General features: G+C 36.2%; 15 protein-coding genes, 3 tRNA genes and 1 rRNA gene. 9 read left to right on the top strand and 10 right to left on the bottom strand.

The window, feature by feature from the left end:
• The 3 genes from BMY85_RS14265 to BMY85_RS14255 all read right to left on the bottom strand — a co-directional run.
• Positions 1 to 206, bottom strand: a 206-nt coding sequence (locus BMY85_RS14265; RefSeq protein ID WP_143066401.1) for a transposase, incomplete at its 3' end; no start/stop codon positions are given.
• Positions 207 to 283: 77 nt separating this feature from the next.
• Positions 284 to 1,375 carry a glucose-1-phosphate adenylyltransferase subunit GlgD gene (glgD, locus tag BMY85_RS14260; protein ID WP_092478937.1) on the bottom strand — a complete coding sequence of 364 codons (1,092 nt, stop codon included), beginning with the start codon at positions 1,373 to 1,375 and terminating at the stop codon, positions 284 to 286.
• Complete coding sequence (locus BMY85_RS14255; protein ID WP_092478935.1) at positions 1,372 to 2,646, bottom strand: glucose-1-phosphate adenylyltransferase; 1,275 nt, start codon at positions 2,644 to 2,646, stop codon at positions 1,372 to 1,374. Before BMY85_RS14255 ends, glgD begins: the two co-directional genes overlap by 4 nt.
• A 267-nt stretch (positions 2,647 to 2,913) precedes the next feature.
• Here BMY85_RS14255 and murC point away from each other — a divergent pair, with 267 nt between their 5' ends.
• The 4 genes from murC (at position 2,914) to BMY85_RS14235 (ending at position 7,974) form a co-directional block, all read left to right on the top strand.
• Entirely contained in the window at positions 2,914 to 4,296 is a 1,383-nt protein-coding gene (gene murC / locus BMY85_RS14250) for a UDP-N-acetylmuramate--L-alanine ligase (RefSeq protein ID WP_092478934.1), read from the top strand.
• Positions 4,297 to 4,586: 290 nt separating this feature from the next.
• Positions 4,587 to 5,696 (top strand): DnaD domain protein, encoded by a 1,110-nt coding sequence (locus BMY85_RS14245; protein WP_092478933.1) that lies wholly within the window; start codon positions 4,587 to 4,589, stop codon positions 5,694 to 5,696.
• Between the two features lie 18 nt (positions 5,697 to 5,714).
• Entirely contained in the window at positions 5,715 to 6,695 is a 981-nt protein-coding gene (locus BMY85_RS14240) for an ATP-binding protein (RefSeq protein WP_092478932.1), read from the top strand.
• A gap of 106 nt (positions 6,696 to 6,801) precedes the next feature.
• Positions 6,802 to 7,974 carry a ribose-phosphate pyrophosphokinase gene (locus BMY85_RS14235; protein ID WP_092478931.1) on the top strand — a complete coding sequence of 391 codons (1,173 nt, stop codon included), beginning with the start codon at positions 6,802 to 6,804 and terminating at the stop codon, positions 7,972 to 7,974.
• Between the two features lie 133 nt (positions 7,975 to 8,107).
• On the opposite strand, the gene BMY85_RS14230 is transcribed toward BMY85_RS14235, so the two are convergent.
• Positions 8,108 to 10,438: a transglycosylase domain-containing protein gene (locus BMY85_RS14230; protein WP_092478930.1), complete on the bottom strand. Its 2,331-nt coding sequence runs from the start codon at positions 10,436 to 10,438 to the stop codon at positions 8,108 to 8,110.
• Between the two features lie 837 nt (positions 10,439 to 11,275).
• Between BMY85_RS14230 and nuoE the strand changes: the two genes are divergently transcribed.
• The 5 genes from nuoE (at position 11,276) to BMY85_RS14205 (ending at position 16,692) form a co-directional block, all read left to right on the top strand.
• Entirely contained in the window at positions 11,276 to 11,770 is a 495-nt protein-coding gene (gene nuoE / locus BMY85_RS14225; RefSeq protein ID WP_143066400.1) for an NADH-quinone oxidoreductase subunit NuoE, read from the top strand.
• Positions 11,754 to 13,649 (top strand): NADH-quinone oxidoreductase subunit NuoF, encoded by a 1,896-nt coding sequence (locus BMY85_RS14220; RefSeq protein ID WP_092478929.1) that lies wholly within the window; start codon positions 11,754 to 11,756, stop codon positions 13,647 to 13,649. The genes nuoE and BMY85_RS14220 overlap by 17 nt, the downstream gene beginning before the upstream one ends.
• A gap of 34 nt (positions 13,650 to 13,683) precedes the next feature.
• Positions 13,684 to 15,387 (top strand): [FeFe] hydrogenase, group A, encoded by a 1,704-nt coding sequence (locus BMY85_RS14215; RefSeq protein ID WP_092478928.1) that lies wholly within the window; start codon positions 13,684 to 13,686, stop codon positions 15,385 to 15,387.
• A gap of 212 nt (positions 15,388 to 15,599) precedes the next feature.
• Complete coding sequence (locus BMY85_RS14210; protein WP_092478927.1) at positions 15,600 to 15,986, top strand: Fur family transcriptional regulator; 387 nt, start codon at positions 15,600 to 15,602, stop codon at positions 15,984 to 15,986.
• 163 nt (positions 15,987 to 16,149) lie between these two features.
• On the top strand, positions 16,150 to 16,692 hold the full coding sequence (locus tag BMY85_RS14205) for an NADH peroxidase (RefSeq protein ID WP_092478926.1): 543 nt from the start codon (positions 16,150 to 16,152) through the stop codon (positions 16,690 to 16,692).
• A gap of 165 nt (positions 16,693 to 16,857) precedes the next feature.
• Here BMY85_RS14205 and BMY85_RS14200 read toward each other — a convergent pair whose 3' ends face one another.
• The 6 genes from BMY85_RS14200 to BMY85_RS14175 all read right to left on the bottom strand — a co-directional run.
• Positions 16,858 to 18,441: a DEAD/DEAH box helicase gene (locus BMY85_RS14200; protein ID WP_092478925.1), complete on the bottom strand. Its 1,584-nt coding sequence runs from the start codon at positions 18,439 to 18,441 to the stop codon at positions 16,858 to 16,860.
• A 362-nt stretch (positions 18,442 to 18,803) separates the two neighbouring features.
• Positions 18,804 to 21,386, bottom strand: coding sequence for an ATP-dependent chaperone ClpB (clpB, locus tag BMY85_RS14195; protein WP_092478924.1), 2,583 nt, complete (start codon positions 21,384 to 21,386; stop codon positions 18,804 to 18,806).
• A gap of 330 nt (positions 21,387 to 21,716) precedes the next feature.
• Positions 21,717 to 21,787, bottom strand: a tRNA-Cys gene (locus tag BMY85_RS14190).
• Positions 21,788 to 21,842: 55 nt separating this feature from the next.
• Positions 21,843 to 21,914, bottom strand: a tRNA-Glu gene (locus BMY85_RS14185).
• Between the two features lie 18 nt (positions 21,915 to 21,932).
• Positions 21,933 to 22,004, bottom strand: a tRNA-Asn gene (locus tag BMY85_RS14180).
• Between the two features lie 78 nt (positions 22,005 to 22,082).
• Positions 22,083 to 22,181 (bottom strand): 23S ribosomal RNA (locus tag BMY85_RS14175); the annotation flags it as partial.

The raw sequence follows: 22,181 nt of genomic DNA, 5'->3' as shown, positions 1-22,181 counted from the left end.
CTTTTATTTTCTTCATAAGCGTCTGTCTGTTCCTTTACGGTTGTATTTGTTTGGCATTCTTTACGTCGCTGTTGTATCCAGTAAGTGATTGTGCCTTGTCCAAGATGGTATTCTTCTGTAAGGCTTTTTTTTGTACGACCCTCTTCCAGATAGAGGTGTAAAACTTTTTCCTTTAATTCAGGATCATATTTATTATAGTTAGCCATATTTGTTACTCCTTGATTGAATTATTATGATTATATCAGAATTCTATGCCAAGGTGTTACAACTTTATTATACCAGCTCATATCTTAATATTATCCGGCTCACCAACATATGTGGTGTTGGCCCTAATTGTATCTCTGCTTTCCACGATACAATTTTCAATGTATACATTGTCTCCAATATATACATCATTCAAAACAATTGAATTCTTAATTGTACAATTGTTACCTACATATACCTGTTTAAATAAAATTGAATTCTCTACTGTTCCATTTATAATGCAACCACTAGAAACCAAGCTGTTCTTTACCGTTGAACCTGCATTGTATTTTGCAGGAGGCAAATCTTCTACTTTTGAATAGATATCAGGATATTGCTTAAAGAAGTAATCCCTTATATCCTTCTTCAAGAAATCCATGTTTGTTTTATAATAGGAGTCAACTGAAGCGATGTTTCTCCAATAGCTGTCCATATTATAAGCGTATATTCTCTTAACCCCTTTGTATCGAATCAAAATGTCTTTGACAAAATCATGTCTTTCTTCCTGTTCAGCCTTTTCAATCAATTCTATTAACTGCCTTCTTCTAATAACATAGACACCAATAGAAACTGTATTAGCACTTGTTATAATAGGCTTTTCTTCAAACTCTGTTATTCTACCCTCCTCATCTGTTTTAATTACACCAAACCGGTGTGCGTCTTCCTCTTCAGGAAGCTGTTTTGTCACAACTGTAATGTCTGCTTTCTTGGAAATATGATATTCCAACACCTTATTATAATCTATTTTATATACACCATCACCTGAGGCAATGACTACATAAGGCTCATGACTGTTTTTTAGAAAACTAAGGTTCTGGGCAATCGCATCTGCGGTTCCTCTATACCAGAAACCATTATCTGCTGTAATGGTAGGAGTAAATACATAAAGTCCTCCTTGCTTTCTACCAAAATCCCACCATTTTGATGAGTTCAAATGTTCATTTAATGACTTAGCATTATATTGTGTAAAAACTGCTACTTTCTGAATATGTGAATTTGACATATTACTTAAGACAAAATCTATACTACGGTATCCACCAGCAATCATCATAGCCCCAACTGCCCGTTTATTGGATAACTGTTTCATTCTTGCGCTATTACCGCCAGCTAAAATTATTCCTATTGCCCTCATAGCTTTTCACCTGCCTTGATTAACGTCCCACCGCTTTCTAATATACCATCCTTATAATCTGCAAAGTCAGTAACGCCAGAAACGGCAGTGTTTTTGCCTATCTTTACTCCATTTGGTATCATAGAATCTTCCCCTATTGTCACTAGTCCAAATGAATATATATCTGGTTTTTCTTTATTAGGAACTTCTTCTCCAATTCCTAATTGGCAATTACTTCCAACCTGTACTCCTTCTGCAATAATTGCCTTATTAACTACGGTGTTTTCCCCAATAGAAGTTGAAGCCATAACGATGGAATCCCGTACAACAGCACCAGGTGCTATATAAACACCAGACCCTATTACTGAATTGTGCACTTCTCCGTAAATCTCAGCAGATTCACCTATAATCGCCTTATCTATCACTGCCGAATCAGCAATATACTGAGGCGGAATCTTCTCCGTTTTTGTGTAAATTTTCCAAAACTCCTCATACAAATTGAATTCTGGCACAAGATCTATTAATTCCATATTGGATTCCCAATAGGAACCCAGAGTTCCAACATCTTTCCAATATCCCGTGTACTCATAAGCGAAAATCCTGCTGCCTTTTTCATGACAGTAAGGAATAATATGTTTTCCAAAGTCACAGCTTGGCTGATCTTTTAAAGCAAGCAATGCTTCTTTTAAAAGCGGCCAGCTAAATATGTATATTCCCATTGATGCCAAGTTACTTCTTGGCTTTGGTGGTTTTTCTTCAAATTCTAAGATGCGTTTGTCCTCATTGGTAATAACTACTCCAAACCTGCTGGCTTCTTCCATCGGTACTGGTATAGTAGCTAATGTAATATCTGCTTTCTTTTCTTTGTGATATTGAAGCAAAATTTCATAATCCATCTTATAAATGTGGTCTCCACCCAAAATCAGCACGTACTCCGGATTATAATACTCCATATACTCCAGATTCTGGAAAATTGCATTTGCAGTCCCGGTGTACCACTCACTGTTTGTACTCTTTTCATATGGTGGCAATATGGATACGCCACCGATATTTTTATCCAAATCCCATGGAATGCCTATACCTATGTGTGTATTTAAACGTAATGGTTGATATTGGGTGAGTACACCTACGGTGTCAACTCCTGAATTGATACAATTGCTCAATGGAAAATCAATAATACGGTACTTTCCCCCAAAAGCTACAGCAGGCTTCGCAACCTTCGCAGTTAAAACACCAAGTCGTGAACCTTGTCCCCCAGCAAGCAACATTGCAATCATTTCCTTCTTAATCACGCAATCCCCCCTTGTTGTTTAATGTATTATATTATACCATTAATTTATACAAATGTGAATAATTTTCACTAATTTTTTGCAATATTTATTTTTTTTTATAGCAAATTATATAAATATTAATAATACTAATATGATTTATGCTTCCTGTCAAACTAAATATACCTAAATATATCATTAAAATTATGTTTGTATTTTTATGTTAATTGATTATAATATCTTTAGAACGCTCATAATAACATTATAAAGAGCAAGATAGGAAGGATATTTATGTATAATATTGATTTCACAAAGCCAATTCATATTCACTTTATCGGAATAGGCGGCATTAGCATGAGTGGATTTGCAGAATTGCTTCACTCCTATGGATTCACCATTTCCGGTTCTGATATGCAGCCATCAAAAATCACCAATCATTTGCAATCACTTGGTATACATATAGTATATGGACAAAGTGAAACAAATATAACAAAAGATATTAATTTAATTGTTTATACCGCAGCGATAAATAAAGATAATCCTGAATATATTGCATCTGTTAATTCAGGAATTCCTATGATGGATCGTGCCGAAATGGTAGGCCAGATAATGAAAAATTACAAAAATGCCATTAGCATTTCTGGTACTCATGGAAAAACAACAACAACTTCCATGCTTTCTCATATCTTTTTAAGCGGAAATATGGACCCTACAATATCTATCGGTGGAATTTTAGATATTATTAATGGCAATATCCGTGTAGGAAAATCAGATAACTTCATTACCGAAGCATGTGAATATACCAACAGCTTCTTAAAGTTCTATCCAACTGCCGGAATCATACTGAATATCGAAGCTGACCATATGGACTTCTTTAAGGATTTAAATGATATCAGACACTCTTTTCATGAATTTGCAAAACGCATTCCGAAAGATGGCTTATTAGTTTTAAATTCAGAAATTTCAGATTATAAAAAGTTTGTATCTGACATAGAATGTAATGTTGTGAATTATGGATTAAATTCTTTTGACTATGACTATAATGCTCAAAACATTCAATACGATGTCCTAGGACGTGGAAGTTATGATTTATATAGAAATGAAACATTTATTGATAAAATACAATTAAGCGTTATTGGTGAACATAATGTCTCCAACTCCCTTGCTGCTATTGCACTAAGTCTAGAATTAAATATTCCTTTAAATATAGTAAAGGAAGGTTTATTCCAGTTTACTGGGACAGAACGGCGATTCCAGAAAAAAGGTGAGTTTAACGGAATAACCGTAATTGATGATTACGCACATCATCCAACTGAAATAGAAGCAACATTGAAATCTGCTAAAAATTATCCACATAAAAACTTGTGGGTAATCTTTCAGCCACATACTTACTCAAGAACAAGAGCCTTTTTAGACAATTTTGCTGGGGCCCTCTCTCTCGCCGATAAAGTAATCCTGACTGATATCTATGCAGCAAGAGAAAAAGATCCTGGTGATATTTCTTCACAAGATATTGTTGCCAGACTAGAAGCTCTTGGAACAGAAGTCTACTATTTTCCATCTTTCCAGGAGATTGAAGAATTTGTCAAAGAAAAATGTACTAACGGTGACATGTTAATAACTATGGGTGCTGGAGACGTTGTATTAATTGGCGAGCATCTAACTTCAAAATAGTTATCCACTTTATCCACAATGTTATCAACATTTTCATTTTGTTAGCATTGTGGATATCTTTTTGACCATTTGTGGATTTTATTAATTTTACTTTAACTTCTTAAAAACCTTATAAAATAAAGGCTTGGCTTATTTTGTAAGAGAAAATGAAAAGTTAAGAACATAGTTATCCACTTTATCCACATTTTAAATGTGAATTCTTTTGTCAATAATTCCATTGATGTGCTATTTGCAGTTTTCTGCAACTGTGCTATAATGTTGATACTTTAAAGAACGGATGAGGTGTAGAGATGAATACAATTAAATTAAACTCAAATCATGCAGCGAAAACAACTGTGATTTCTAATACATTCATTGACTCCTATATGCCTCGTGCTAATGGGGAATATGTAAAAATTTACATCTATTTGTTAAGATGTATGTCCGATGGCACAATGGAATTTGGCATTCCCCAGATTGCTGACCATTTTGATTGTACGGAAACCGATATTATCCGAGCATTAAACTACTGGAGCAAGGAAGGAATTGTTTCTCTTAAAAAAGATTCTAATGGGAACATTTCAGAAATTACTTACCTTGATACTGAAAAAACAGACTCCCAGCCCCTAGAAAATGTGTCGGAACCAGTTCCTTTAGCAAATGCCTTCATGAAAGAAACTGCTGCAACTGTAACCGTAATAGAAGAACCAAAAAAAATAACCGAGCGTCCAGTCTATACACAGACTCAAATTTCTGAACTTACAGAAACAGATGATGTGAAAATGCTTATGACTATTATCGAATCAAACTTTTTAGGCCGTCTGCTTACACCTACAGATGTTCAGCTGATTTTATTTTTATATGAAAACTTAAACTTTACTGTAGAGTTAATCGTACATCTTTATGATTACTGTGTAGTACAGAATAAAAAAACCCACGCTTCTTATATTGAAGCAGTTGCTGTAAAATGGGCAGAAGAAGGGATCGATTCTGTTGAAAAGGCAGAAGCATCCTCTGCTAAATACAATGCCGTTTATCAGGCAATCAGTAAGGCATTTGGCTTAAACCGTATGCCTGGAGCAATTGAAAAACAGTTTATTTCAAAATGGACCCAGGAGTATGGTTTTGATATCAGCATTATTGTAGAAGCTTGTAACCGTGCTTTACTCCGTACTGGTAAACCGGATTTTAAATATACAGACGGAATCATTGAAAACTGGCATAAGCATAACGTAAAAAAACGTTCTGATATTGATGCCCTCGATGCAAGTCATTCACAGCGGGCAAAGAAATTTACTCAAAATACCACAAAACAGAACGAAACCAGACCAAATCCAAAAAATCAGTTTAATAATTTCCAGCAAAGAGATTATTCCAAAGAATATATCTCTGATTTAGAACAGCGCCTATTAAACAAATAATAGTTTAGGAGTATAATTATGGGATTAAAAAACTTTCAATACAACAAAATCCTGCGGGCATACGATGAACGCCAGATCGCAAACCGTCATGCTCTGGAAAAGAAGCAGGAGCTTGCATATAAGACAATTCCTCAGCTTCATGAATTCGATGCAGAAATCGCAGAACAGTCTGTTGCTTCTGCAAAGCTTGCATTAAGCGGAGATCCTGACGCCTTGAAAAAACTCAAGCTAAAAATCCAGGAATTATCTTCTGAAAAAGAAGCACTCCTAGCTGCCCACGGTTTTCCAAAGGATTATTTAACACCTGACTATACCTGCCCTATGTGTAAGGACACGGGATACGTAGGAAAAGAAAAATGCCAGTGTTTCAAACAGGCAATCGTAGATCTTTTGTATTCCCAGTCAAATATCAGACGTGCTATTGAAGCGGAAAATTTTGATACTTTCACTTTTGATTATTATGATAAAAATTATATTGAGAAAACAACGAAACTTTCCCCGTATGACAATATGAAACGTGTGGTTAGTAAATGTATCTCATTTATTAAAAACTTCAACGATTCCTATGAGAACCTTCTGATCTATGGGAACCCTGGAGTAGGAAAAACATTTTTAACCAACTGTATTGCAAGAGAACTGCTTAATACGGCCCATACGGTTATTTATTTGACCGCATTCCAGCTTTTTAGCATTTTAGAAAAGAATACTTTTGATAAATCTAAGGAAAACTTTGAAACAGAGGAACAATTTCAAGGAATTATGAATTGCGATCTGCTCATTATCGACGACCTAGGTACTGAATTAAACAGCGGGTTTATTTCATCCCAGCTTTATCTTATCATTAACGAGCGCTATTTAAGCCGTAAATCCACTATTATATCAACTAATCTGTCTATTGATGACATGAAAAGACTATACAATGAACGTGTCTTCTCACGAATTACAAGCAATTACAAATTACTGAAAATAGTTGGTGATGATATTCGCCTAAAAAAATAATTGCACCTTGACGAAATAAACGGAAAATGATATAAAATATAACTGGATAATCTTACATTTAGAGCACTTTTTAAATAACTTAATATATTTTTATGGAGGAAATGCAATGTCACAGCAAGAAAAAATATTTAACACAATACCTGTTGGAACTCTAGGAATTATCGCACTGGAAAGCAGCCAGAGTTTAGGTAACAAGGTAAATGATTACATCGTAGACTGGAGAAACGAACGAAACAATGAACATAAGACTACAATTGCATTCGCAGGCTATCAGAGAGATTCTTACTTATTAGAGGCTTCTTGCCCTCGTTTCGGTTCTGGTGAAGCAAAAGGTGTAATCAAAGAATCTGTTCGTGGTTCCGACTTATACCTAATCGTTGATGTATGTAATCACAGTTTAACATATAGTGTTTGTGGACATACAAACCACATGTCTCCAGATGACCATTATCAGGATTTAAAGAGAATTATTGCAGCTGTTGGTGGTAAGGCCCGTAGAATTACCGTTATCATGCCTTTCCTATATGAAAGCAGACAGCACAAACGTAGTTCCAGAGAATCACTTGACTGTGCATTAGCACTGCAAGAGTTGACAAACATGGGTGTAGAAAGCATTATTACTTTTGATGCACATGACCCAAGAGTTCAAAACTCTATTCCTCTAAAAAGTTTTGAAACCGTTCAGCCTACTTATCAGTTCATTAAGGCTTTACTTAAAAATGTTCCAGATATTAAAATGGATGCGGAACATATGATGGTAATCAGTCCTGATGAAGGTGGTATGTCTCGTGCTGTATACTATGCAAATGTCCTTGGTGTAGATATGGGTATGTTCTATAAGAGAAGAGATTATACTAGGATTGTAGATGGACGCAATCCTATTGTTGCACATGAATTCTTAGGAACAGATATTGAAGGAAAAGACATGTTAATTATTGATGACATGATTTCTTCAGGTGACAGCATGATTGATGTTGCAACTGAATTAAAACGCCGCAAAGCAGGAAGAATCTTTATTGCTTGTACATTTGGCTTATTTACAAATGGATTAGAAAAATTTGATAAAGCAGTTGAAGAAGGCCTTATCTATAAAGTCCTAACAACAAACCTTGTATATCAGCCAGAAGAACTATTAACAAAAGATTATTATATCAGCGTTGATATTAGCAAATATATTGCGTTATTAATTGATACATTAAACCACGATGCTTCTATTAGTGATTTGTTAAATCCTACAGAACGTATCCAGGCGGTTTTAAAGAAATATAACCAGCGATAAGCCTGGCAATCGGGAAGTCGGCAGATAATCATTTTTATCTGCCGACTTCCCAGTCAAGCAAGCAAAAGAAATCCCACCTCAAACTTCTCACAGAACCGTATGTAAAGGTCTCCCTTCATACGGTTCTTATCATTTAACCTGCCTGTTCCATCTCTTCGTTTTCATTTTCACTATTATCTGGCACTTCTGCTCCTGGCTGATTATTTTCACTTTCATCCCAGCCTGGATCCTGATCTGGAATATCATCTCCACCATATTCATCAGAACCGTCATCTTCTTTTTCGCTAGGCTCTGGCTTTTTCGAAGGCTTAGGTTTCGGAGATGCCGGTGTTTTCGAAGGCTTTTCTACTTCCTCCATAGAAGGTTTTTCACTTGGCTTAACCTCTGCATTCTCTTCTTCCTCTTTTGCCTCTTCCTTATCCTTATCCTTATTGTCATCTGGTTTAACAGTCTCTTGAGGCTTATGGGATACTGCACCTTTATATTTTTTAAAACCGCTATCCTGTAGTCCCTCATTTGCCCAAGACATATAATTCTTCCATACAGTTCCAGGATAGCTTGCTCCTGTCAGGCTTTGAATAGAAGTAGGATTGTCATATCCTATCCAGACACTTGTTGTAAAATACGGAGTAAATCCAACAAACCATCCATCCTTCTTATCATTCGTAGTTCCTGTTTTGCCAGCACAGGACATTCCTTGTAGTCTTAAACCTGCACCTGTTCCCTCTGTCATAACGCTTTGCAGTGCACTGACCATCATACGAGACGCATTTTGGGAATAAACCGTTTTCTCTTTTATCTCATCAGGCACAAGCTCTTTTCCATCTGAATCGGTTATTTTTATAATACATGTTGGAACACGGTATACTCCATCATTCTCAATTGCTGCAAATCCTGACGCCATTTCCACAGGACTAACACCATAGGTCAATCCACCTAATGATGCTGCAGCTGTATAATCCCTTGATACAATCTTCTGGAAGTTCATATTCTTCAGATAAGAAAGCCCTATTGTAGGTGTAATCTCTTCGAACAAACGCCATGCAATGGTATTCTTTGACTTAGCAACTGCTTTTCTTAATGTAATATTTCCAAGATAAGTTCCATCTGAATTTCTAGGGCCACCTTCAAATTTCTGATCATTCTTAACACTGTCTGGGGTATAACCATTCTCAAATGCCGGGGTATATACCGCTAATGGCTTAATAGAACTACCTGGCTGCCTGTAACTCTGGTATGCACGGTTTAATGTATAGCCATTGATATCCTGCTTTCTGCCACCTACTACTGCAACAACTCGCCCAGTAGCATTATCAATCGAGACAGCAGCTCCCTGCATCAAATAAGTTCCCTCTTTATTGGTATCTGTAAAATCTTTTAAGGTCTCATCTACTGATTCCTGTAACTTATCCTGATGTTCCATATTAATAGATGTATAGATCTGATATCCTCCACTATACAAACTCTTAGAGCATTCATTGTACTGCTCATCATATCTTTCATTATAAGCATCCTGATCCGCTGTCGTTTCAAAAGAGTTTTCAAATTGGAATCCATTTGCCTCCATTAATGCCCTTGTTGCACTATATAAAACAAATGTAGTTACATAGTTTTCCTTTTTGGTTGAATTTTTCACATCAACCACTACCTTTTCTGCCACTGCTTTATCATATTCAGACTGTCCTATCCAGCCATCCTCTAACATCTGCTTTAAGATTCTATCGCGGCGCTTTATTGTATTTTCAGGGTTATTAACTGGATTATACAATGTTGGATTATTTGGTATTGCACACAAATAACTTATCTGAGACAAACTAAGCTCCACTGCCGGACAATTAAAATATCCCCGGCTAGCTGCCTCTATGCCATAATATCCATTTGAAAAATAGATATTATTAAGGTAAAACTCAAGTATCTGATACTTGGAATATTTCCGCTCCAAGTCCATAGCCACAAACATTTCCTTAATTTTTCTGCTCCAGCTTACTTCATAACTTAGAAATATATTTCTGGCCAGCTGCTGTGTAATTGTACTGGCTCCTTGCTTAATCTCACCTTTGTTCTTAACATACGCAACTAATGCCCTGACGATTGCCTTGTAGTCCACACCTTTGTGTGTCGTAAACTTTTTATCTTCTATTGAAATCATTGCTTTCTTAGCAAAATCAGGTATTTCATCATAACTGAGGTAATACAGCTTCTTCTCACCCGAAAGAGTTAAAAGTTCCTCACCTTTATAATCATATACTGTACTTGTCTGAGACTGTTTAAATGTATCTACAGTAGATTCTTTAACCAGCGCTCTTGCTTCTGACTGCAGCTTAAGTATGCCTCGTCCATATTTAAAGTAGAAGAAACCTCCTCCCACTAAAACAACTGCAAACAGTATCAAAACTGTAAACTTAAAAGTCACCGCAAATGCAGACAAAACTTTATTCTTTTTTTTCTTTTTTCTTTTTGCCATAGTAATCCCTTTTCCTTTTCATTATCAATCAAGAAATTTGACACTTGTACTTTATAAGTATAATCCATTACCTTATAAGATACATAGTATAGTGTATCTTTCAAGATTAATCAAGTTTTTTAGGGTTCTTTTATTCCTGCTATCATCTATCACATGCTTAAAATCCCAATTAAAATCAGGTTATCTCATCTTACAATATAGCAATGAAACCCCACGTCACTTTGTTTTTCTTTATCTTTAATATCTGCCTAACGCATATAACTTGCACGTTTAATATAATAAGGCAATAATTCCAGCTATGTACTTAACATACTATGTTCTTTCCTCATAACACCTCCCTTTTGTTCTATTTTGAAACACAATTGCCCTAAATCCATTGCCTTTTTTAATTTTTATGAATTAACCTTCCACCCATCTGCTCCTTTCCCCAGTTCATGATAGTTATTTTCAAAGAGGAACCTTTTTCTTTCCTGTTGCTACAAGATCCAAAATACGCTTTCCTCTTAGAATTTATGGTGTTTTCTATCACATCCTAACTATTATACCATACATCTGATACAAAATTTGTTGTAAATATGTATTTGACTTAAATTATCCATTACATTTTCCACCTTTATTTTTAATTGATTAAAAAATGAAACAAAACGTCAATTGTAAATTAACTTTATATCCTTCCTTGATTTAACATTTTATTCGTGATATGATATAATTAGTCGAGTTTTTTTCGCTAATGTATGATATAATTTTAACAAAAGGACGTTTTGATCCGGTAATGAATTTCTAAAACCTGCTGGTTTTTTTATTTCCGTATCATTCGACAAAAGAAAGGAGATTTCTATGCTAGACCAAGATGAAATGATTAAGATTGATGCAATTTTACAGAAGTATAATTACAATAAGTCTTCTATCATACCAATAATGCAGGATATTCAAAAAGATTATCGTTATCTGCCTGAAGAGGTACTTGCCTATGCTGCAAAACACCTAAATGTAAGTGAAGCTAAAATTTATGGTGTTGCAACATTTTATGAAAATTTTTCACTTCAGCCAAAAGGCAAATATGTAATTAAAGTTTGTGACGGAACTGCCTGTCACGTTAGACAGTCCGGTCCTATTCTGGAGGAGTTCAGAAAGCAGCTTAACTTAACTGCTGCCTGTCCAACAACTGAAGATAAAATGTTTACAGTAGAAACCGTCTCCTGCTTAGGAGCATGCGGGCTTGCTCCCGTCTGTACTGTAAATGATCATGTACACGCAAGCATGACACCTGAAAAAGCAAGAGAGCTTATCAAACAGTTAAAGGAGGAAAATGCAGATGGCAACCAGAATTAATACATTGAAAGAATTAAATGAATGCCGCGAACAATATAAAAAGGCATTAAACTGCCAATATAAGCAAATTCTGATTTGTGCTGGTACTGGCTGTGTTGCTGGCGGTTCCCTTGAAATATATGCAAAACTGAAACAGCTCATGGAAGAAAAGGGCATTGCCTGTTCCGTACAATTAGAAAAAGAACCTCATGACTCGTCTGTAGGCTTAAAGAAAAGCGGATGCCACGGCTTCTGTGAAATGGGTCCATTACTTCGTATTGAACCAATGGGATGGTTATACATAAAGGTTAGTATTGATGACTGTGAAGAAATCATTGAAAAAAGCATTTTAAATGATGACATTATTGAGCGTCTTGCATACCATGATAAAGATGGTAATATCTACAAAAAGCAAGAGGAGATACCATTTTACAAACAGCAGACTCGTGTTGCATTAGAGCATTGTGGACATATCAACGCCGAATCTATTAAAGAATATATTGCCGTAGGCGGATATCAGGCATTTGCAAAAGCATTATTTGAAATGTCTCCTGAAGAAATTGTTTCAGAAATAACTGAATCCTATCTTCGTGGCCGTGGTGGCGGTGGTTTCCCTACTGGACGTAAATGGTCACAAGTTGCAAGTCAGGATTCTGATATAAAATACATTGTCTGCAATGGTGATGAAGGTGACCCTGGTGCATTTATGGATCGAAGCATGATGGAAGGAGATCCTCATAGAGTAATTGAAGGCATGATGATTGCAGGTATTGCTACTGGTGCTCAATACGGTTATATTTATGTTCGTGCAGAATATCCGCTTGCAGTTTCCAGACTTACCAATGCTATCAAACAAGCCGAAGAAGTTGGTCTTTTAGGCGAAAATATACTAAACTCAGGCTTTAACTTCCACTTACATATCAGCCAGGGTGCTGGTGCATTTGTCTGTGGGGAAGGTAGTGCCTTAACAGCTTCTATTGAAGGTAATCGTGGAATGCCTCGTGTAAAACCTCCAAGAACGGTAGAAAAAGGGTTATTTGAAAAACCTACTGTTTTGAATAATGTAGAAACCTTCTGTAATGTACCACCTATTATTACAAATGGTTCTGAATGGTACAAAGGTTATGGCCCTGAAAAAAATCATGGAACTAAAGCATTTGCCTTAACTGGTAACGTAAATAATACCGGTTTAATTGAAGTTCCAATGGGAACCACACTTCGCGAAGTTATCTTTGATATTGGTGGCGGCGTAAAAGGCGGTGACTTTAAAGCGGTACAAATTGGTGGCCCATCTGGTGGATGCCTTGTTATGAATGCGGACAATAACCACTTAGATATGAAGCTTGATTTTGACTCTTTAAAGAAGGTCGGCGCAATGATTGGTTCTGGCGGTCTTGTTGTTATGAATGACAAAAGCTGCATGGTAGAAGTTGCTCGTTTCTTTATGAACTTCACCCAAAATGAATCTTGTGGAAAATGCGTTCCATGTCGTGAAGGTACCAAACGAATGTTAGAATTATTAAATGACATTGTTGAAGGCCGTGGTACCTTAGAACATATTGATATGTTAGAAGAACTTGCTGAAACCATTTCCGCTACCGCTCTATGTGGTCTTGGTAAAACAGCAGCCTCTCCAGTTGTTAGTACCTTAAAATATTTCCGCGATGAATACATTGCTCATGTAGTGGATAAAAAATGTCCAGCCGGACAATGTAAAGCTCTTATTACATTACAGATTGATCCTGAACTATGTAAAGGCTGTACAAAATGTGCAAGAATGTGTCCTGTTGGCGCAATTAGTGGAACTGTTAAGAATCCACACACAATTGACACCACAAAATGTATTAAGTGTGGAGCTTGTAAAGATGGTTGTGCTTTCCACGCTGTAAAAGAAGTATAACCTTTGATTAAACTACTGGAAAGGAGATTTACAAATGTCTAAATACATGATAATCGATGGAAACCGTGTCGATTTTGATAGTGAAAAAAATATTTTACAGGTAGTAAAAAAAGCAGGCATTCATTTACCTACTTTCTGTTACTATTCTGATTTATCCATATACGGCGCTTGTAGAATGTGTGTTGTTGAAGATCAGTGGGGGGGCATTATTGCTTCTTGTTCAACACCACCTAAAGATAAAATGATTATTAAAACCAATACCCCTAAACTTCACCAGCATCGTAAAATGATTCTGGAACTTCTTTTAGCCTCTCACTGTGGAGATTGTAAAGTCTGTGAGAAAAACGGTTCCTGCCGTCTGCAATTACTAGCTGGGCGCTTTGGTCTAAAGGAAATCCGTTTTAAACAAGAAGAACCAAAACACGAAATTGATAAATCCTCAAAATCAATTGTCCGAAATCCTAATAAATGTATCCTATGCGGAGACTGTGTCCGTGTATGTAATGAGGTACAGAATGTAGGTGCAATTGGTTTTGCAAACCGTGGTGCTAAAATGGTAGTAAGCCCTGCATTTAACAAGAATCTTGCAGAAACAGACTGCGTCAACTGTGGACAATGTGCTGCTGTCTGTCCTACTGCTGCCATTACCATTACGAAAAGCACTAAGGAAGTATGGAAAGCAATCTACGACCCTACTAAACGTGTTGTAGTACAAGTTGCACCTGCTGTCCGTGTTGCAATTGGAGAAGCATTTGGCTTGAACCCAGGTAAAAACACCATGGGAAAAATCTTTAAAGCCATGCGTATGTTAGGTTTTGATCAAGTATTTGATACTTCTGTAGGTGCTGACTTAACTATTATGGAAGAAGTGGCTGAGCTTGGTAAAAAGCTAGAAAGTGGAGATACAAAATATCCTTTATTCACTTCCTGCTGTCCTGCCTGGATTCGCTATGCAGAAACCAAACACCCAGAACTGCTTTCTTATATCTCCTCCTGTAAATCTCCAATGGAGATGTTTGGAGCTGTTTTAAAAGAGTACTATAAACCTGCTGACAAGGAAGAAGAAAAAGAAACCGTTTCTGTTGCTGTTATGCCTTGTGCGGCTAAGAAATCTGAAGCTGCACGTGAAGAATTCATAAGAAATGGTATTCCTGATGTGGATTACGTTATTACAACCAATGAGTTAATTCATATGATTAAAGAAGAAGGCATTCAGTTTACCAAAATTGAACCAGAAGCACCTGATATGCCATTTTCTATTGCATCTGGCTCTGGTGTTATCTTTGGTGCAACAGGTGGTGTTACAGAAGCCGCTCTTCGTAAAGTAGTTAGTGATAAGACTAATAAATCACTTCAGGAAATTGAATATTCTGGTATCCGTGGATTCGAAGGCATTAAAACTGCTGATATTTCTCTTGGAGATAAAACAGTCCGTATTGCAGTTGTAAGTGGTCTTGGCAATGCTGAAGAGATTATTCGCCGTATTCAGTCTGGTGAAGATCACTTTGACTTTGTTGAAGTAATGGCTTGCCCTGGTGGATGTATTGCCGGTGCAGGACAGCCATTCAGTCATAAGCCTGAAAAACTAGACCGAACAGCTGGACTTTACAAGGCTGATAAAACAAGTGTCATCAAACGCAGCGAAGAAAACCCAGTAATTACTCAGCTTTATCAAAACGACTGTTTAAAAGGAAGAGAGCATGAACTCCTTCACGTACATTACCAGAGAAAAGAATAAATCATTTTTCTTGGACAGGCTAATTAAATAAATTCTGACAGCCACCGTATTTGTACGGTGGCTGTTTCTGTATACCCGAAGTCTGATAGTTATCACTTTTGTAAGAGCGTAGTAAATGTGGCGGATATATGATGAGATAAACAATCATTGACAATTAACCCTCTTTTGTATAAAATGATAATAGTTACTATTTGTAAAAAGGAGCTTTTGTTATGTCTACTATTAAATATAGCAAGCAAAGGGAAGCAATTAAAACATACCTGCAACATAGCAGCTCCCATCCTACAGCTGCTAAAGTCTATGAGGATTTACGGGTTGAGTATCCTAACATCAGCTTAGGTACCGTATACCGCAACCTTAACTTTCTAGTAGAACAATCGGAAATTGTAAAAATCTCATTTGATGATGGCAGTGATCACTATGATGGCAATATTACTCCTCATTATCATTTTATATGCAAAAAATGCGGGCAGGTAACAGATATTGCTGTTCCATCACTGGATCATATTAATGTGCTCGCCTCTGCGAATTTTGAGGGTTCTATTAAAGGTCATGTCACTTATTTTTATGGTGTATGTAAGGATTGCCTAGCTCATTAAAAATTTTATAAATAAGACAGAAGATATTTTTTCTGTCTTATTCTTTGAGTTATTTCCAAAAAAGCATTGACATATTTATTAAAAAAGAGTATTATAATAATATTAGTAATGATTACTATTTTTATTATTATAAATGAAAGAAATTGAAAGGTGGAAATGAACTATGAAAAAATATGTATGTTCCGTATGCGGTTACGTTCACGAAGGAGATCAGGCACCAGATGAATGTCCAATCTGCAAAGCAAAAGCAGATAAATTTCAGGAACAGTCTGGCGAAAGAACTTGGGCTTGTGAGCACGTTGTAGGTATTGCCCAAGGTGCCAGCGAAGACATTATGGCTGATTTAAGAGCAAACTTTGAAGGTGAATGTTCAGAAGTCGGCATGTATCTTGCAATGAGCCGTGTTGCTTATAGAGAAGGTTATCCTGAAATCGGTGCTTACTGGGAAAAAGCGGCTTACGAAGAAGCCGAGCACGCTTCTAAATTTGCTGAGTTACTTGGTGAAGTATTAACAGACAGCACAAAGAAAAACCTTGAAATGCGTGTAGCTGCAGAAAATGGTGCTACTGCTGGTAAATTTGACTTAGCAAAACGTGCTAAAGCAGCTAATTTAGATGCTATTCATGACACAGTTCATGAAATGGCAAAAGATGAAGCTCGTCACGGTAAAGCATTCGAAGGTTTACTAAAGAGATATTTTGGTTAATTATTAAAAATCCGAGTCTTAAGGTGTGGAAGTCTTTACTACTTCTACACCTATTTTTTTAATCTGCTCAATATTTTAATTTAAAAATAGGTTACTGCTTTTTTTATTAAAATTCCCCAACCTGTTATATTTTACACAACCAGTTGGGGATAAATTTATCTTTTATTATTTAGAATTTGCTGGTTCAATGTTAATGGATTTTCCACGAATCTTAGCATCCTTCATAACATCAATCACCTGTTTTGCACATTCTCTTGGAACTTCTACGAAAGTATAACGGTCATACATATCAATTGTACCAATTAAATCTCCAGATATTCCTGTTTCACCTGCAATAGCACCTAGAATATCTCCAGGTCTTGTACCCTGTTTTTTACCTATATTAACGAATAGACGAACCATACCATCCTGTGCACCAGTTTCACCAAAATCAAATGTCGCATCATTTGCATTTTCACCTTGCCCAATAGCAAGCTTTAATAATGCAGCTGCAATATCAATAGAAGTAATGTCCTCCTGATTTACTCTCTCTTCAATATAAGTGATAAATGTTTCTAAATCTTCATTTTCAATCATTTCTGTTACTTGATTTAATACCTTTTCAATCTTTGTACTTGTAACATCATGAACAGATGGAACTGGTTTTGCAACAATCTTTGTTTTACAATATCTTTGGATATCACGTAATTTATAGATTTCCTTACCAAATACAAAGTTAAATGCCTTACCATTTCTTCCTGCACGACCTGTTCTGCCAATTCTGTGTACATAGTACTCATCATCTTGTGGAAGATCATAGTTGAATACTGCTTCTACATCATCAACATCAATACCTCTTGCAGCAACGTCTGTTGCTACTAAAATATCCGCCTGGCCATTACGAAAACGCTTCATAACCCGGTCTCTCTGCTGTTGTTTCATATCACCATGAAGACCTTCTGCAAAGTAACCTCTTCCCTTTAGATCTTCTACTAATTCATCTACACCCTTCTTTGTATTACAAAATACTAAAGAAAGTTTTGGCGCATAAATATCAAGTAACCGCGAAAGCACTTCGTTTTTATTTCTACGTTTTACTTCATAGTAATATTGTTCAATTTTAGGAACTGTTAATTCTTTTTTCACAACTTTAATAATCTCAGAATTTTTCTGAAACTTTTTTGCAATATCCATAATTGGCCTTGGCATAGTTGCTGAGAAAAGAATCGTCTGACGTTCATCTGGAATTGCTGTTAAAATAGTCTCAATATCCTCACGGAATCCCATGTTTAACATTTCATCTGCTTCGTCAAGTACCACCATTTTTACATGTTCCATTTTAAGTGTATGTCTTCTCATGTGATCCATTACACGTCCAGGAGTACCAATAACAACTTGTACACCGCCTTTTAAAGAACGAATCTGCTTTGTAATATCCTGGCCACCATAAATAGGAAGTATTTTTATTCCATGAGAAAATTTAGACAGTTTACGAAACTCTTCTGCAATCTGAATTGCAAGTTCTCGAGTTGGTGACAATACTATCGCCTGTAAGTTTTTATTTTTTGTGTCAATCATTTGCAATAGAGGAATACCAAATGCAGCTGTTTTCCCAGTACCAGTCTGAGCTTGTCCCACAATGTCTTTTCCTTCTAATATTACTGGTATTGCTTTTGCCTGGATTGGACTTGGCTGTTCAAATCCCATCTCTGTAATTGCGCGAAGTAATTTCGCATCCAAATCAAACTCTTCAAATGTTTTTATTTCCATATATCTTGCCCTTTCTCATAACCGTATGTGGTTACTCTGTTCATTTACGTCGTTCAAAGTGCCTTCTGGCATACTAGCTTCTGATTTCTTCCTATTAGATGATATAAGACACTTTTATGTCGAAATAGTTTCTTCGTATTAAATACTATCTGACGTCCCATTGTGGAGCTTTTTTTACTAACTTGCTGCTTTAGCAACTCAATAAAAAAAGCTCCTGCCAAATGGTATGGAGCGAAGTTTCATGCTTCAAACGCAAGTATAACATGTTGAAGTTTAAATTGTCAAGGCATTCCTAAAATTAGGGAAGTTTATTTTTTTCGGGGGAAACCATTTACGTTTATAAGTTTCCCCTAATACTTCCTTTAACTAACTTTAGCAACTAATTTTCCCTCTTCTACATCAATAAATATCTTATCTTGTGGCATCACCTTATCCTGTAATATCAATCTTGCAGTTAGAGTCTCTATATTTTTTTGTACATAACGTTTTAATGGTCTAGCACCAAAGTATGGGTCATAGGCATTGTCTACTATACAAAGTCTCGCTTGCTCGGACACTTCTAATGTTAATTCCTTGTCTTCTAATCGCTTATTTAAATCAGCAACTAATAAATCAATAATTCGATTAATATTTTGTTTTGTCAAAGGCTTAAACATGATAATCTCATCTAAGCGATTTAAAAATTCTGGTCTGAAATTTCCATGCAGCTCATTCATAACGCTCTCTTGTGCCTCTGGTTTTATATCTCCATCTTCACTAATTCCTTCTAATAAATAGCTAGAGCCTAAATTAGAAGTCATAATCAATATTGTATTTTTGAAATCTACAGTTCGTCCCTGTGAGTCGGTAATGCGTCCATCATCAAGTACCTGAAGAAGCACATTAAATACATCTGGATGTGCTTTTTCAATTTCATCAAACAAAATAACTGCATACGGCTTTCTTCGCACTGCTTCTGTCAGCTGGCCACCTTCTTCATAACCAACATATCCTGGAGGTGCTCCAATTAATCGGCTCACAGAATATTTCTCCATATATTCACTCATATCAATTCGAACCATATTTGATTCATCGTCAAATAAACTGGCAGCCAAGGATTTCGCCAATTCTGTCTTGCCAACTCCTGTTGGTCCCAAAAACAAAAATGAACCAATTGGTTTTGTTGGATCCTTAATTCCTGCTTTTGAACGTAAAATTGCTTCTGTTACAAGACTCACACCTTCGTCCTGTCCAATTACTCTTTTATGAAGTTCTTCATCTAAATGCAGCGTTTTTTCTCTTTCTGATTCCGTCAATTTAGCAACGGGTATTCCTGTCCATCTTGCAATAATCTTTGCAATTTCTTCTTCTGTTACACTTTCATGAACTAACTCTCTTTTTTCTTCCTTAACACGTTCCTCTTCCACCACTAACTGCTTTTCTAATTCAGGAAGCTTTCCATATTGCAGTTCAGCCGCTTTATTAAGGTCATAATTTCTCTGAGCTATCTGTATTTGATTATGAAGTTCCTCTATCTCTTCTTTTAATTTCTGCACCTTTTCTACACTAGACTTTTCTTCATCCCATTTTGCTTTTTTCAGGGCAAAATCCTCTCTTAATGTTGCCAGTTCCGATTGTAACTCCTTCAGACGCTCTTGACTAATGTGATCTGTTTCTTTTTTTAGTGCTGCTTCTTCAATCTCTAACTGCATAATATGACGCTGTATATCATCAATCTCCATTGGCATAGAATTTAATTCCGTCTTAATCAATGCACATGCTTCATCAATTAAATCAATTGCCTTATCTGGAAGGAAACGATCACTTATATAGCGGTTAGATAAAGCAGCTGCAGTAACAATAGATGCATCCGTAATTTTAACACCATGATATACTTCATAGCGTTCCTTTAAACCACGTAAAATAGAAATTGTATCTTCTACCGTTGGCTCCTCTACCATAACTGGCTGAAAGCGTCTTTCCAACGCAGCATCTTTTTCAATATACATTCTATATTCATTTAAAGTTGTTGCACCAATACAATGCAGCTCTCCCCTTGCAAGCATCGGCTTTAGCATATTTCCTGCATCCATTGCACCATCTGTTTTTCCCGCTCCTACAATAGTATGAAGTTCATCAATAAATAAAATAATTTCACCTTCGCTTTGTTTTACTTCTTCCAGAACTGCCTTTAAACGTTCTTCAAATTCACCACGATATTTTGCACCAGCAACTAAAGAGCCCATATCTAATGCAAAAATACGCTTGTCCTTTAGATTCTCTGGTACGTCTCCACGAACAATTCGTTGTGCCAGTCCTTCTACAACAGCTGTTTTTCCAACTCCAGGCTCCCCTATCAGAACAGGATTGTTTTTAGATTTTCTAGATAATATCCGAATTACATTACGAATCTCCTGATCTCTTCCTATTACTGGATCTAGCTTTTGCTCTTTTGCACGTTCCACCAGATCATAACCATACTTCTCTAACGTATCATAAGTATTTTCTGGATTATCACTAGTAACCTTCTGATTCCCCCTAACCGTTGATAATGCCTGTAAAAAAGACTCCTGACTGATTCCAAACTGCTTTAACAGACTTTTCACTTCACGATTAGCATATTTCATTATACTTAAAAACAGATGTTCAACGGATACATATTCATCTCCCATTTTTTTAGAGATATCTTCAGCATATATTAATGCTTTGTTTAAATCCTCTCCCATATAAACCCGTCCACCAGATACCTTTGGACGCTTTTCTAACAATTGTCTTACCTCATTCTCAATCTGGTTCATTTCAACTCCCATTTTCTTTAAAAGTTTCGGGATAAGACCTTCTTCTATTGTAAATAGACTTAGCAGCAAATGCTCCTGTACAATTTCCTGGTTTCCATATTCATAGGCGATTTTCTCACAATTGTTTACTGCTTCTATTGATTTTTGTGTAAACTTATTAATATTCATTATATACGCCTCCCAAAAGTTTTATTTGTTCTATTGCAAATATAACACGTATATCATATTATGTCAACCTCTGTTTTCACTCTTTTTCATATTCTGCAATTTTCACTTTGTTTATACCGCATTTTATAAATTATATGGGATATTCAAAACTTATTTTTGATAATGATAAGTCTATAAAGAAATTTCATTGCAATTAAAAAAGGAGACCAAATGTTCTCCCTATAACTCAGCTCCTATTTCGAAATGCCTGATCCAAATAATATTTCACTTTTTCTTTCGTATAAAAATATTTAAACAAAAAACCTATAGAAATTATCTATAGGTTTTTAAAGGCGACAATCAGATTTGAACTGATGATCAGGGTGTTGCAGACCCATGCCTTACCACTTGGCTATGTCGCCATCTGACTTTCACATTATATCATCTTTCCTCTTAAATGTCAAGAAGAAATTTTAATGACTCCAAGGGGATTTGAACCCCTGTTACCGCCGTGAAAGGGCGGTGTCTTAACCGCTTGACCATGGAGCCAGATATTTAATTTTTAACCTCCCCGAGTTGGGCTCGAACCAACAACCCCACGGTTAACAGCCGTGTGCTCTACCATTGAGCTATCGAGGAATATTAAGAAGCTTAACCTTCCTAGAAGGCTGTACCTTCAAAACCGCATACAGTACAGATTACATCCCTGCCTAATTCCTGATTAAGCCCTCGGCCTATTAGTATCAGTCAGCTCCACATGTTGCCATGCTTCCACCCCTGACCTATCAACCTTGTCGTCTTCAAGGGGCCTTACTG

It is taken from the genome of [Clostridium] polysaccharolyticum (assembly GCF_900111595.1).
GTDB classification, from domain to species: domain Bacteria; phylum Bacillota; class Clostridia; order Lachnospirales; family Lachnospiraceae; genus Clostridium_AI; species Clostridium_AI polysaccharolyticum.
Note: the sequence above shows the minus strand (reverse complement) of the source record. Positions and strands in the feature narration are given on the sequence as shown.